Consider the following 12,553-nt stretch of genomic DNA (forward strand, 5'->3'; position numbering starts at 1 on the left):
GTGGGTGAGCTGGGGATGAAACGGCGGGGGCGTGACCGAACGCGGAGTGGGGTGATCGCCCAGAAGCACTCAGGCGCATTGCTAAGGGCTGGCACTTGGAGAGACCATCCGACGCGCGAGGTCCAGATCGCTCAGGACGTTGAGCGCAGAATCTCGCTGTGGTCATGAACGCAGCGCGATGCTGCCTTGCCAGGTCTGGCGTTTGCAGAATCGAGAATCACGTTTTGTGATCTAGATGAGGAACGGGTTTGACCTGGGATTTTGAAGTTTTAGACACATCCCACGAAGGCAGGGCCTTGCGTAGAACGTGGCTGAATACTCTGAGTAAGCAAACAGCCGTGCTGCGGCAAGGGACCGCCGCTGAGGGCGGTCCCTGACAGGTTAGCGGATCGGATGCGGGGCGTGTGCTGAGGCGTTGGTTCCTGTGGTTGGTCAGCGGGCGTTGTTCGGGTGGTCGTCGGTGTCTGCGGCTTCAGTGGTGGCGTCGTTGTAGGCGGGGTCTTCCTGGTAGCGGGCGGCGCTGGTGGCGTTCTGAGCGAGGAGGAAGCCGAGGACGACGAGGCTCTGGGCTTCGGCGCCGAAGGCGATCATGCGGCGGTTCCACAGGGAGCGGTCGAACTGGGAGAAGCCTGCCTCGGAGTCTTCGCGGCCGCCGTAGAGGTGTTGGTGGACGGCGGTGTTGTCGGGGATCTGCAGGAGGTGTTCGGCGCGGTGGAAGCCGGTTTCGGCGTCGCTGTGTCCCTCGTCGCGTTCACCGGGGGTGGTGGTGATGCCGACGGGTTCGCGGTGTTCGTGGGGGCCGCGGGAGCAGGGGATGGTGACCAGGTGGTACCAGCGGTGGGTGTGGGTGCTGGTGCGGCGTTCGAGTTTGCGGACGGGAAGGGGGACGAGGGCGCTGGTGCCGTCGTCGAGGTAGGCGCGTTCGTGGGCGCGGCCTTGGGCGGACCACAGTTCGTGGCGGCAGCGGCGGTGGTCGATGGTGCGGATGTAGCGGGGCTGGGTGCCCTTGTGCTGTTTGTTGATCAGGAGCCGGCCTCGGCGGGCGATGACGTCGCGGTGCATGCCGCGGAAGGCGCCGTCGTACAGGACTCCCATGCAGCCGTCGGCGGCGTCGAGGATGTCGCAAGCGAGGTTGAGGGCGACGGCGGCTTCGCCGCCTTCCTGGTCGTGGGGGACGTGGGCGTAGTTGAGGAAGACGCGGCGGAAGTATCCGCGGTGGCGGGTGGAGAAGACGACGAACTTGGTGCCCAGGACCATCGCCTCCTTGGCGTCGTCGTCAGCGTTCGGTCCCCTTTCGGTCGTGGTCCGGTCGGCGGTGGCGTGTTTGCGGTCGGCTCCGCCTTCCTTCTGCCAGGAGGAGGCGGGGTCGACGCGGTGGCGGCGGATCTCGCCGGTGGTCGCATCGGTGCTGTAGGGGGTGGTGGAGAGGGTGGGGGATTTGGCGACGGTGCCGTCGCCGGAGATGAGCTGGTGGCGCTCAGGGCCGCTCCAGCAGCGGCGGGAGCCGGCCGGAAGCAGGCCTTGGCGAAGGGCCTGGGCGAGGGAGAGGTCGGCGAACGAGGCGTTGAGTGCTTCGAGGCGCGGGATGAGGAGCTTGCGTTGGGCGTGCTGCCACTGGTGGCGCGAGGGGCCTGTACAGGGAAGGCGTTCGGCCTCGTCCTTGCCGAGGTGGTGGGCGACGCCTTCGCGGATGGTGCGCCAGACCTCCTGGTCCTGCAGGTCGCCAGCGCAGTAACGGGCGGAGCCGTGGATGCCGCGCAGTGCAAGAAAGAGGACGTAGACGTAGGGCGGGTATTGGGGTGGGCGGCCCTGGCGGGGGCCGGGTTCAGTTTCGACGGTGGCAGCGAGGCGGTAGAGGTCTTCGAACCGAGCGACGTCGCGGACGCGTCGGGAGACGGTACGCAGATCGGATTCGCAGGCGCGGCGGGCGGTCTTCTTGCGTTTGGCGTGGTGGATGCGGTCACCGAAGAGGTCATCGGGCATTGCGGTTGCCTCCGTTGTGTGCGGGGGTGTGGTTGTTGTCGGTGTGTGCGCGCCAGTTGTGGCCGATGAGGGCGGCGGTGCTGTCGAGGGATGTCATGCCGAGGCGCCGGGCTGCGGCCTCGATGTGCCGGGTGCGAGTGAGGGTCTCCCGGCCGGCGTACGCGGTGATGGAGGCGGGCCGTACCGCGGTGTCGGCGCCGAGTCCGATGCGGTTGATCAGGTCGCGCAGGGCGACGCAGACGCGGGCCTGGATCTGTTCGGGTGTGCCATTGCGTGAGGAGACAGTGAGCGGGAGGTGCAGTGGGTCGTGTCCGGGCGGGGCCGTTGCCTGGATGTGGTGGGCGCGGGCCGTCAGGACGTGTGTGGCCCAGGTGTCCAGCGGGCACCAGCGGGGCTGGGTCTTGGTCGAGCCGTGAAGCCACACCCGCGCGGTCTGCAGGTCGAGGTCGGCGGGGGTGATGTGGCCGATCTCGCCGCTGAACCCGCCAGCCAGGGCGAGCGCGGCAGCGGCGGCGTGGCGGGTGGCGTGGTGGGTGAACTCGGCTGCTCGCCGCAGTTCGACGGCCTCGGCCTCGTCCAGGGGGCGGGTCTCACCCGTCGTCCGGGGTGGCAGGTCGATGTCGCGGGTGGGGTCGGTGTCGGTCAGGCCGAGTCGGCGGGCGGTGGTGAAGCACATCCGCAGGACGCTGCGGCGCAGGTGCCGGGTCGGCAGTGATGCCGGGGCCACCTTCCCGTGCCGGGTCCGGCCGTGGGCGTCGATGAACTGTGCGGCCAGAGCGGTGTCGAGGTCACCGAGCAGTTGGGTGCCGCGGACCACGGCGAATGCTTCGAAGCGGTGCAGCAGCTGGCCGAAGCGGCTGAGGGTCTGTTCGGACATCTCCCCGCGCGCGACAAGGTCCTGCCAGTCGGCGAGTACCTCGCTGACCGTGTCCGCGAGGGTGGGGTCACCGGCCACGGCCGGGCGGCCTTCCGGGCGCTGTGCATGGCTGTCGGTCTGACGGAGACGGCGGGTGCGGTGGACGGGGCATGGGGGAACCTCCACATGGGTGGTGCGAACATGCACCACGGTGCGGAGGATTTCCGGCGTCCGCAACGCGGGGGCGCCCATGCGGTGGGCGGATCGCCTGTTCGGTGTCCGTCCTGACGCTCGTTCAGCGCCCTGGGTTCAGGCAGGTGTTGGGCATGAGTGCTGGTTCCTTTCCGGTGTGGAGTGTCATGCTGGCCGACGGGGGTGGATGGCGAGGGGATCGAACCCTCCGCGCCCAGGCTCCAGATCCTCGCGCGGACACCGAGCCGCCACCCCCGGGGTGGGGGGCCCGCCCCCGGGGGGGGGGGCCCCCCCCGGGGGGGGGGGCGGGGGGGGGGGGGGGGGGGGGGGGGGGGGGGGGGGGGGCGTGGCAACACACCCGCCCCCCCCCCGCCCCATGCCCGCGCGCGCCCCCCCCCCCCCCCCCCCGGGGGGCCCCCCCCGCCCCGGGGGGGGGGCCCCACCCCGCTGCGGTTCACCCGGTTCGGTGGGCGGTCAGGCGGTGGGGGCGTGGGCGCCGCGCAGGCTCTGCAGGATGCCGTCGAGGAAGGCCGTGTAGCGGGTGTCGGGCAGGGCCTGGATGTCCTGGCGGGTCAGTCCGAGCAGGGCGGTGCCCGAGGAGGGTTCGGCCGGATCGGGACCCGGCCCGGCCTCCCCAAAGCCCAGGGTCTGTTCGGCGTTTAGGCCTTCCTGCGCCGCGCAGCCGTTGTCACTGTCCTGGGCCGGTGCCGCCCCCCCGGCGGGCGCGAGGTGCACGCGCAGCTGCTCGTCGCGGACCAGGACCAGGCCGATCACCAGCCACTCGACCAGGTACGTGCCGCGCAGCGGCACCCCGGGCAGGCCCGTGCGGAGCCGGGTGGCCAGTTCCTCCTGCGGCAGGGGGCCTTCGGCCAGATGCTGGCCGGCGGCCGCGGCGGACCAGTGGACTGCCAGCAGCGTGTGCAGCAGGAGCCGGGCCCGCGCGGAATCCCGCGTCCACAGTTCGGCGAACTCGCTTCCAGCGTCCGTGACCGCGTACACGCCGCGGCTGGCCCGCACCAGGCCCACGTCCGAGAGGAAGCCCATGCAGTCGCCGACGGTGGCCTCGCTGATCCTTGCGTGCCGTGCCAGCACGTGACGCTGCACCGGGCCTTGGCTCTCCTGGTCCGCCGGCCGGGACAGGAGAGCCAAGGCCACCAGGGTGCTGATCTGCTTCGACGGGCTGCAACGGCCACTGGGCATCGGCCCCCGCGACGCCCGGACAGCGTCCGGGTTCGGTGCCGACCACAAGGGTGTCGAGGCGTCCGCACCGGTCCCGGTGCCGGAATCCGGTTCTGAGAAGAAAGACATGGTGAGCCCATTTCCCGGCCCATGAGGGCCGAATTATCTCGGGGCTCTCGCGTGCACGCCATAAAGCGTCTACGATGAACGCGGTGCGTGAGCCCGAAAAGACGCGCGTCCCTGTGCCGCCGTTTGGTTTCCAGCCCCGGCGGCACTCGCGCGTACATACCTCTTTTGCTGTTCCGGTGATGTGCGGGGCGTCAGGCGTCACCCGCCCCGGGCGGTGCAGGAATGCTGTAGACGCCAGGCGAGGGCCGGACGAGTTCCCCGGTGCGCACCAGCCTGGTGAGTTCCGGGCTCAGTCCGCTGGGCTGCAGGTCCGGCCGCGCGGTTCCGAGGTGGCGGGCGATCTCCCTGCGCACGAAGGCGCAGCCGCGCGTCCGTGCGAACCCCAGGATCTCCTGGCTCATCGTCGGCTGTGCCCCGGCGGGCCCCGGCCGTGCCGACGCCCGGTCACGGACGGGTTCCGGCCTGTCGGCAGGGGGCTGCGCCGCATCGCCCAGCAGCTCCTGGACGCCTTGCGCCACCCGCCGAGAGACCTCCGCCCGCGTCTGTGCGGAACTGCACGCGGTGCGGGCCGCGGCGAGTTCCTTCTCGGCGCGCACGAGGCGTTCCTCGGCCGCGGTCAGCTGCTGCTCGTCACCCAGTGCCAGCGACCTCAGCTCCGCCAGAACGGCCAGCGCTGCCCGCATCTGCACCACAACACCTCCCGCACATTCCAGTTCCTGCAATCCGCGAGGAGATTATCCGGGAACACCTCAGCCAGGAAGGGATTCTCTGCAAATACCCCCTCAGGAGTGCAAAAAGCAGAGAGATCTGCCTTCGAACAAAAAACGAAAAAGGAGGGGAGGGGATGCTGCCGCGCAACACCTTCCTGTGTGCCCAGTGCGCCTCACCTGCAATTTTCGGCAAGACATCAGTAACTCAGCGTCAGTGCGGTCTGTGCGGAAAAGGAAGAGGGGGCGTGGGAGCGTCGAACTGGCCCCCGGAAAAGAGGTAAGAGGGTCGGGGCGCCGGGGCCTCAGGGGTCCAGTGTGGTCCAGCCGTCAGGGATCCAGCCCCTGACGTAGCCTTTGGCGAACAGGGCGAGCTCCGGGCTGACCGGATGCGCGAGGCGCGGCAGGACGTCCTCCCATGGCTCCCAGCCGCCCGCCCGGACTGGGAACAGCTCGCGGGTGTGCCCGGTGAAGACGCGGATCTCGCACCGGCCGGCCGGTGACCACAGGGGCAGGGACCCGATACGGGCGACGGCGTCACCCGGCCGCATCGTGCAGGCCGTCATGAGCCGCGAGGCGGCCTGCACGTACGTTTCGCGCTCCCGCCGCCGGGTCCGGGGCAGAGCCGGTTCGGCGCCCGGCTCCTGTCGGACCGTCAGGAGCTCATGATCGGGCCCGAAGCAGAGCAGATACACCCAACGACGCATCAGCGGTCCATACATGCACATGGAGAAATCATCTCCGCGCATGCGCGCGGCGCACGCGGAAGGCGGCCGAACAGGGGCGGGCGGTGTGTGGTGTCAGGCGGAGGGCTCCGGCGGGAGAGCCGCCGGACCCGGCCAGAGCTGGAACCCGAACGCGGCCTCGAGCCTGGCGATCGTTCCCAGGTCCGGCATGACCCTGCCGTTGGCGACCCTGCTGACGGTGGAGTGCGTGACACCCGTGGCGTCCGCCAGCGTCCGCAAGGTGTGCCCGCTGGACGTCATGGCGCGCTCGAGGTTGCGGGCCAGCGACTGCCCGTAGTGCGCGCTCACGGGAGCGTCGGCGGCCAGAGCAGCGTGCGGCCAGTTCCCGGCCACCGCATAGTGGCGCGGGACCTGATCGTTGCTGCTCCGGGGCATGCCGGGATCATCCCACGTGCCCATGGGTCCACGCCTTTCTCTGTAAACCCCTTGCCGGGGTCAGCCCGCATAGTGGTGCAAGTATGGAACAACAGGTCGGGCGGCTGCGGCGACGCGCGGCGCACTTCGCGAGCCGTCAGGTGCGGTTCCGGCGCTCCGGTCCCCGCCCCTGCGGTCGGCGGGCCGCCTACGTGTTCTGCTTGGCGCCGATGTCGGCGATCAGGCCCTCGATGAGGGTCCTGATCTCGTCGCGGATGGGGCGCACTGCCTCGACGTCCTGGCCGGCCGGGTCCTCAAGGGTCCAGTCAAGGTAGGTCTTGCCGGGGAAGTACGAGCAGGCGTCGCCGCGGCCCACGGTGATGATGTAGTCGGACGCCTGGGCGGCATCGAGGGTGAGGACCTTGAGCGTCTGGCCGGAGATGTCGATGCCGGCCTCGGCCATCGTGGCCACGGCGGCGGGGTTGATCTTCTCGTGACCGCCGCGCCAGGAACCTGCTGCTCGGTGAGGTCGTTGCGACCGCGGGTCTGGTCCTGCTGATCTTCGGCCTGGCCCGCACCGGCCGGCTGCGTTTCGCGCCCGTCGCCGTCGCCTCCTACATCGCCCCCGTCTCCGTTCCCGCGTTCGTCGCCATGCAGCTGATCAGCGCGGTGGTGGGGCTGGCCCTGGCCGCGGTCATCTTCACGCGCGGCAAGGCGGAGCTGGGACGGGGCAGCCGTCCGCGTGAGACGGGTCGTGGATGTGGTGGTGATCAGCAGTGGCCAGGCCGGGCTCGCCGCCGGGTACCACCTGCGCCGGGCCGGTCTCGACTTCGTCATCCTCGACGCCGAGCATGCCCCGGGCGGGGCGTGGCGGCACACCTGGGACTCCCTCCACCTGTTCTCCCCGGCCGCGTACTCGTCCCTGCCCGGCCGGCTCATGCCTTCACAGCCGGGCGTGACCTACCCCGATGCCGCGCGCGTTGTCACCTACCTCGCCGACTACGAGCAGCGCTACGACCTCCCCGTCCACCGCCCGTACGCGTGGCCGGTGTCCACCGTGACGGCGACCTCCTGCGCGTCGAGACCGAATCGGGCACCTGGCAGACGCGTGCGGTCATCAGCGCGACAGGGACGTGGTCGCGCTTTAGTCCCCGCGATGCCCGGGCAGAGGAGATTCCGGGGCCGCCAGCTCCACACCATCGAGTACGACAATCCCGCGGCGTTCGCCGGGCAGCGCGTGACCGTGGTCGGCAGAGGGAACTCCGGCGCGCAGGTCGCCGCCGACCACGCCCACGACACCGACCTGACCTGGGTCACTCTGCGCGAACCGCGCTATCTCGCCGACGACATCGATGGCCGCGCTCTGTTCGACGTGGCGAGTGCCCGCCGCCGCGCCCTCGACGAAGGCCGCACCGACTCCGGCGGCATCGCCTCCTTCGGCGACATCGTCACCGTCCCGCTGGTCCGCGCCGCGCGCGACGCCGGACTCCTCAAAGCCCAGCCCATGTTCATCCGTCTCACCCCCACAGGGATCGCCTGGGCGGACGGCATGACCGCCCAGGCCGACGCGATCATCTGGTGCACCGGCTTCCGCCCCGCCCGCGACGCCACCCGGGCAATCGCTGAGCTGCTGCACTGAGTACTGCCTCGTTGTGGAAAGTGCCAGTGGCACGCGGCCAGTCTGCCGTCTAATGAGGCCATGGACAACGACGACGCGGCGCCGGCAGCGGCTCCTGGCGCACAGGTACTGCAGATCATCGTCGACACACCCACAGGCGTGTGTGTCCGCACGGTGCCCGCGGCTCTCCCGCTTCCCGAAGGTGTCGACCAGGGCACGGGCGCCGAGCTCGCTGCCCATCAGGCAGCCGCCATGTGGGGCCTGCCTGACTTCGTCTTCCGCTCCGCGATCCGGAAGGTCTCCTCAGGCCAACGCGAGATCGGGGACCGGATCCTCCTGGCTGGCAGCCGGGGCGCAAGTGTGCAGATCAAGAGCCGCGAAGGCGACTACAAGGACGAGGCCGGTGAGCGGTCGTGGCTGCGGAGCCGGGGGAGCAAGGCCGCGCGGCAGGCCAAAGGGACGGTACGCAACCTGCGTACGACGCCAGCTGAGCTCGAGAATGGCCGCGGACGCACGATCACGGTGCGGGGCGAGGACTACGAGTGGATAGCCGTTGTCGTTCTCGACCACGACCGCGTTCCGGCGGACACGGTCATCGACTGCGCGGTGAGCGGCATGCCGGGCATCGCCCTGGTGCGGCGGGACTGGGACTTCCTGTTCAACCAGCTGCGGTCGACCACAGCGGTCGTCGACTACCTCTTCCGCACGGCCGAACTGCCGCCTGTACCTCTGGGAGACGAGCCCGCCCGCTACTACGAACTTGCCGCACACGATCTCGAAGCCGAGCCCGGGACGCTGACCGACGCAGTCAACGAGCTCGGTGGTCAGCGGGTCTCCCTCCCGCTCCTGCCTCAGGCGCCCGTGGGATCCTCCGCCGATCAGGCCCACCTCGTCACCCGCGTGATCCTCGAAGACATCGCCACGAGCGGGATGCACGACGGCATGACAGAGGCGAACCGCCTCACCCTCATGTCCGAACTCGACGCTCTCCTGCCCGCCAGCGAGCGGGCGAACTGGGGACGCCTCCTGCTGGAAATGCTCGATGCGGTACGCAAAACACCCCTTGACCAGTGCGCCTGGCGCTGGCGCCGCGTCATCAACGGCAGTGGATCCCGTCAACTGATCCTGGGAACCGCGACCCGCTACGACCCCTCGGTAAAGGCGACCTTCATGTCCTACGTCATGCTCCGGCACCACGAACTTGGCCAGCACACAGGGCTCACGGACGAGACCCTCACGCTCGCCGTGCTCTTGACGCCGCTTAAAGACCAAGCACGACGGTGGGACACCAGCGTGATGCGCACCCTGGGTGACAACCAGTTGAGCCCCGAAGACGTCGACCGGTGCAGGCGCTTCCTGGCCGTCTGAGATCTACCAGCCGGGACCTCATGTAAGTCATCCGATGCGGGGGCTGCGGCGTTCGACAAGGTCCGTGTCCCGACATCGGCCCTGGTGGCGACCGATGCGCTCGCGGGTGCCGACCACCCGGAACCCTGCGCGCCCCGGCAGGGCGAACCGAAGCTCAAGGTCCCCTCGGCAGCTGAGTGACAGGCCGGCCGCGCCCCTGCGGAGCAGGACGCGGCCGGCGGGCTTTCAGCCCTGGTTACCGAGTGGCATGACTCGGGCCTTTCGGCGGATGCGGACCGCGGCGGCCTGGGCCGTACGGGCTCGGTCGGCGGCCTCGTCTCTCACGTGGGCGGGGATGGGCACCGGGTTGCCGCGCTCGTCCAGAAGGAAGCCTGCCTTGTGTGGCAGGGGACGCTGCTGTGCCGCGTCATAACAGTCCTGCCAGGAAATCGAGTGACAGGTCGGCGGGCAGCAGAAATCAGCGTGGACGGCAGCCAGGAGATGGTGGGTGGCTTCGGGGTCCGGACCGCCGAGTACGTTCTCGTACGGGTCGGCAAGCACGCGGGCGATGAAGCTTGCCGCGGTGACGCGAGAGTGACGCATGAATCTTCCTCCTTGCTCGGCCCCGCGCCTTGACCACAGCTTACGGCGCGGCGCCGACAACGCTCCCTCTCACGGCAGTTCCGCAGCTCGTGAGACCGGGTGCGTTGCTGGCCAGGGCAGGCCCTAACTGGGCTGCGCGACCTCGGCCTTGTCCACCCAGCGGGCCAGGACGCTGAACGCGGCCAGTTGCTCCAGTGCCTCGTGCTCGGGCAGTTCCGGGAGGTTCACCTCGTGGCTGTTGGGGTTGCGGATACCGGCGTAGCAGCCTTCGGCGAAGGCCATGGCCCCGCGGTGGATGCTGCGGAAGGTGTCGCTGCCGTCGTCCTCCATCAGACGCAGCCGCGGCTCGCCCGGCTTCGGCTCGCTAAGGGAGAAGGCGTTCTGGAAGAGTTTGGTCTCGCTCAGGTCCCGTCGGCCGACCTTGTTCTGCGTCTCGGCGTTCACCTGCCGGGCCGCGGCCGTGACCGCTTCACGCAAGTGACGGCTCCGCCACAGCGCACGTGCCCCGTCCCACACCCACGGGTGCATCGTCCCCGCACTGAGCTGAGGTGCGTCGTCTCCCAGCCGCTCACGGATCTCGGCGTCCCTGACCAGAGCGGCATCGGCCCTCTGGGCCGCCTCACGATGCTGGTACCACCGATTGACCCGAGTGTTGCCCACTGCGTCGACGGACGTCCGCCAGTCCGGCAGGACCCGGTCGAGGATCTGCTCCACGGCATGCGCACTGGCGATGATCTCGTCCTGACTCCCGCGGTTGGAAAGCCGGTTCGTGATGACGGCCGTCCCGGGAGGGCTGGACGGGCGGAAAAGCTCGGTCAACTGAAGGAAGTCTGCGAGCTCGGCCCGCGCCCACTCGATGTCGATACCCATGCCAGCATCATCCGCCCTGGCACCGACAACAGGGGCCCGAAAGCCCATGTGAGACGTCAGCCGACGAGGAGACCACGGCGTTCGACATGGGCCGCCTGCGGACGGGGTGTGGTTCAGAAGCTGTCGTCGGGCAGGCGCCGCATGGCGAACGAGATGGCGTCCGGCGCCAATGTGTCCCCCGCACGGCCGATCTCGATCAGGTCCTCGGCCGTGTACCGGGCAGTCGTGGCCAACCCCGCCAGCCCCACCTCTTCCGTCGTGGCGAGGTGCAGCTGACACAGATCGCACCATAGCCCTTCGGCCGTCATCTCCATGTCGAAGAGCAGCGCGGTGTTGGGGGCCCTCAGGAACAGGGCCGCCGCCTCGGTCCGGCAGGCCGGACACCGCGTCAGCGCCTGGAACAGCGGACCGCCCGCCTGGTCGACCTCCACGACCACAAGCCCCCGCTGTGCCACGATCGCCGCCAGATGCTCCGGCGTCCCCTCCGGCATGTCCGCGAACCGAGCCCGGGCCCGCAACGACGCCCTGTGCACACGCAACCGGACGTCCTTGTCCAGCCGGTCGGCACGCTCGTCGAGCGCTACGCGCACGAGGCCGGACCACGGACCCCAGAACTCGTCACGTCCCAGCTTCATGTGGTCGAGGAGCTGGCAGGCCGACTCGACGAACGGCTCCAGGAAATTCTCCGGCACGCTGGTACCCAGGTGCGCGACACCGTTGCGGAGCTGGATCAGAGTGTCCAACTGCTCGTCCTTCGACGGCAGCACCTCCATCTTCCGCAGCCGATCGATCGCCGTCTGGGCCCCGATCGTGCGGAGCTTCTTCGGCAGAGCCGTAGCCCCCGCGAGGTGAAGCAGAGCGTCATCCTGACGACTGGACAGCTCCACGAGCAGCACCGGGTTCACCTGCACCAGCGCAGCCTTCGCCAAGCGCTCGATGCTGACCCCCGCCTCCAGGAGGAAGACCTCCGTCTCCCCGCGGGCATGCGCATCCAACGCCAGACGCGCGAACTCCCGTGCCCCAGCTGCCAGATGCTCGAACGAAATGGGCGACTCCATGCCCCGGACGATAGGGCAGCACACCCGGCAAGCGGAGAGGAATTTCGGACCGGCCCACGCATGGGAACACCGCATACGCCGATGGTCTCAGGTAGGACGAAACGTCCGGCGGGAGCCAGCAGGAAGACGCGTAGCATGGAGAGGGAAGACCTCAGTTGTCAGTCACCAGGTCTATCCCCGCTGACCTGCGAAGACCCCATCCGCGTTCCCAAAATCAAGAGGATGCGTTCCAGGAGGCCACCCCGGCGCGCCTCTGACCTGTTGGTTTCTATTTATCCGCAAGGCCCACGAAGGCATGGTTGTGGCCGTCAGTGTAGCGGGTGGCGTGATCGGTGTACGGGGGTCGGGGGGCTTGGGGATCTTGGAAGGTCGGGCGGAGCATCGTGGGAGGCGTTCGTGGCGTACAACCTGTTGAGCGTTGAGGCCGTTCCGGCCGGCGTCGTCGCTCGTGCGCTCGCCGGGGTCCTCGGTGTCGCCGTGCGGGACGTCGATGTGGCCGATGCCGACGGGGATCAGGAGGCGCGGGACTGGGAGGCGGCCGTCCTGTGCACGTACGACGTCCTCCGCGGGGATGTGGCGTGGTCGCTCGACGTCTACGCACAGGACCGCGTCGCCGATCAGCCGCCCGAGAGCGAGGTTGCCGCCGCGCTCGCGAACGCCGCCGGGACCACCGTGCTGTTCCCCGCCGACGAGGCGCCGCCCAGTGCCTACTGGGCCGTGACGCCGGACGGGACACTCGCCCGGGCCCGGCTCGAACCGTCCGACGATGACCCGCCGGTCTTCACGGTGACGGTGGTCGAGGCGACCCGGGACACGCCCTAGGTGTATTGACCCGCAGCGTTGTTGACGCGGCTGATCGGGGGTTGGCCTCCGAGTGCGGTGTGGCAGCGGTGGTGGTTGTAGGTGTGGAG

The 12,553-nt window shown here is 69.5% G+C and carries 11 protein-coding genes and 4 pseudogenes; 4 read left to right on the plus strand and 11 right to left on the minus strand.

All coding sequences use genetic code 11. The features are described from left to right. Positions 1 to 432 precede the first annotated feature (432 nt). The 7 genes and pseudogenes from ACIQZN_RS25265 to ACIQZN_RS25295 all read right to left on the minus strand — a co-directional run. Positions 433 to 1,983, minus strand: a complete 1,551-nt coding sequence (locus ACIQZN_RS25265; RefSeq protein ID WP_403998081.1) for a hypothetical protein — start codon at positions 1,981 to 1,983, stop codon at positions 433 to 435. Beyond that, positions 1,973 to 2,938 (minus strand): hypothetical protein, encoded by a 966-nt coding sequence (locus tag ACIQZN_RS25270; RefSeq protein WP_403998084.1) that lies wholly within the window; start codon positions 2,936 to 2,938, stop codon positions 1,973 to 1,975. The genes ACIQZN_RS25265 and ACIQZN_RS25270 overlap by 11 nt, the downstream gene beginning before the upstream one ends. Positions 2,939 to 3,505: 567 nt before the next feature. Continuing rightward, positions 3,506 to 4,180 carry a hypothetical protein gene (locus ACIQZN_RS25275; protein WP_403998087.1) on the minus strand — a complete coding sequence of 225 codons (675 nt, stop codon included), beginning with the start codon at positions 4,178 to 4,180 and terminating at the stop codon, positions 3,506 to 3,508. A 350-nt stretch (positions 4,181 to 4,530) separates the two neighbouring features. Beyond that, a complete protein-coding gene (locus ACIQZN_RS25280) occupies positions 4,531 to 5,022 on the minus strand; it encodes a type IV toxin-antitoxin system AbiEi family antitoxin domain-containing protein (protein ID WP_403998132.1) in 492 nt (163 codons plus the stop codon). Positions 5,023 to 5,351: 329 nt separating this feature from the next. Beyond that, positions 5,352 to 5,753 (minus strand): hypothetical protein, encoded by a 402-nt coding sequence (locus tag ACIQZN_RS25285; protein WP_403998090.1) that lies wholly within the window; start codon positions 5,751 to 5,753, stop codon positions 5,352 to 5,354. A 93-nt stretch (positions 5,754 to 5,846) separates the two neighbouring features. Then, on the minus strand, positions 5,847 to 6,167 hold the full coding sequence (locus ACIQZN_RS25290; protein ID WP_403998093.1) for a helix-turn-helix domain-containing protein: 321 nt from the start codon (positions 6,165 to 6,167) through the stop codon (positions 5,847 to 5,849). A gap of 187 nt (positions 6,168 to 6,354) precedes the next feature. Next, positions 6,355 to 6,669: pseudogene (locus tag ACIQZN_RS25295) on the minus strand (phosphotyrosine protein phosphatase); the annotation flags it as partial. On the opposite strand from ACIQZN_RS25295, the pseudogene ACIQZN_RS25300 reads away from it, so the two are divergent. The 3 genes and pseudogenes from ACIQZN_RS25300 to ACIQZN_RS25310 form a co-directional block, all read left to right on the plus strand. After that, a pseudogene (locus ACIQZN_RS25300) lies at positions 6,633 to 6,866 on the plus strand (aquaporin family protein); the annotation flags it as partial. The pseudogenes ACIQZN_RS25295 and ACIQZN_RS25300 overlap by 37 nt on opposite strands. Positions 6,867 to 6,888: 22 nt before the next feature. Next, positions 6,889 to 7,746: pseudogene (locus ACIQZN_RS25305) on the plus strand (ArsO family NAD(P)H-dependent flavin-containing monooxygenase); the annotation flags it as partial. Positions 7,747 to 7,845: 99 nt separating this feature from the next. Then, positions 7,846 to 9,132, plus strand: a complete 1,287-nt coding sequence (locus ACIQZN_RS25310) for a hypothetical protein (protein ID WP_403998096.1) — start codon at positions 7,846 to 7,848, stop codon at positions 9,130 to 9,132. A 27-nt stretch (positions 9,133 to 9,159) separates the two neighbouring features. On the opposite strand, the pseudogene ACIQZN_RS25315 reads toward ACIQZN_RS25310, so the two are convergent. The 4 genes and pseudogenes from ACIQZN_RS25315 to ACIQZN_RS25330 all read right to left on the minus strand — a co-directional run. Continuing rightward, a pseudogene (locus ACIQZN_RS25315) lies at positions 9,160 to 9,276 on the minus strand (N-acetyltransferase); the annotation flags it as partial. 81 nt (positions 9,277 to 9,357) lie between these two features. Beyond that, positions 9,358 to 9,714: a hypothetical protein gene (locus ACIQZN_RS25320; RefSeq protein WP_403998099.1), complete on the minus strand. Its 357-nt coding sequence runs from the start codon at positions 9,712 to 9,714 to the stop codon at positions 9,358 to 9,360. Positions 9,715 to 9,837: 123 nt separating this feature from the next. Continuing rightward, a complete protein-coding gene (locus tag ACIQZN_RS25325; protein WP_403998102.1) occupies positions 9,838 to 10,584 on the minus strand; it encodes a TIGR02391 family protein in 747 nt (248 codons plus the stop codon). Between the two features lie 113 nt (positions 10,585 to 10,697). After that, positions 10,698 to 11,642 (minus strand): hypothetical protein, encoded by a 945-nt coding sequence (locus ACIQZN_RS25330; RefSeq protein ID WP_403998105.1) that lies wholly within the window; start codon positions 11,640 to 11,642, stop codon positions 10,698 to 10,700. A 396-nt stretch (positions 11,643 to 12,038) separates the two neighbouring features. Here ACIQZN_RS25330 and ACIQZN_RS25335 point away from each other — a divergent pair, with 396 nt between their 5' ends. After that, the gene (locus tag ACIQZN_RS25335; RefSeq protein ID WP_403998108.1) at positions 12,039 to 12,464 is read left to right on the plus strand and encodes a hypothetical protein; all 426 of its coding nucleotides are present in this window, start codon (positions 12,039 to 12,041) and stop codon (positions 12,462 to 12,464) included. Positions 12,465 to 12,553 lie beyond the last annotated feature (89 nt).

The sequence above is a fragment of the Streptomyces sp. NPDC097595 genome (genome assembly GCF_044761525.1).
GTDB classification, from domain to species: domain Bacteria; phylum Actinomycetota; class Actinomycetes; order Streptomycetales; family Streptomycetaceae; genus Streptomyces; species Streptomyces drozdowiczii_A.

Coding starts and splice junctions, on each gene's coding strand:
- ACIQZN_RS25265 (WP_403998081.1), bottom strand. CDS start 1,983: ATGCCCGATGACCTCTTCGGTGACCGCATCCACCACGCCAAACGCAAG.
- ACIQZN_RS25280 (WP_403998132.1), bottom strand. CDS start 5,022: ATGCGGGCAGCGCTGGCCGTTCTGGCGGAGCTGAGGTCGCTGGCACTG.
- ACIQZN_RS25285 (WP_403998090.1), bottom strand. CDS start 5,753: ATGCGTCGTTGGGTGTATCTGCTCTGCTTCGGGCCCGATCATGAGCTC.
- ACIQZN_RS25290 (WP_403998093.1), bottom strand. CDS start 6,167: ATGCCCCGGAGCAGCAACGATCAGGTCCCGCGCCACTATGCGGTGGCC.
- ACIQZN_RS25310 (WP_403998096.1), top strand. CDS start 7,846: ATGGACAACGACGACGCGGCGCCGGCAGCGGCTCCTGGCGCACAGGTA.
- ACIQZN_RS25320 (WP_403998099.1), bottom strand. CDS start 9,714: ATGCGTCACTCTCGCGTCACCGCGGCAAGCTTCATCGCCCGCGTGCTT.
- ACIQZN_RS25325 (WP_403998102.1), bottom strand. CDS start 10,584: ATGGGTATCGACATCGAGTGGGCGCGGGCCGAGCTCGCAGACTTCCTT.
- ACIQZN_RS25330 (WP_403998105.1), bottom strand. CDS start 11,642: ATGGAGTCGCCCATTTCGTTCGAGCATCTGGCAGCTGGGGCACGGGAG.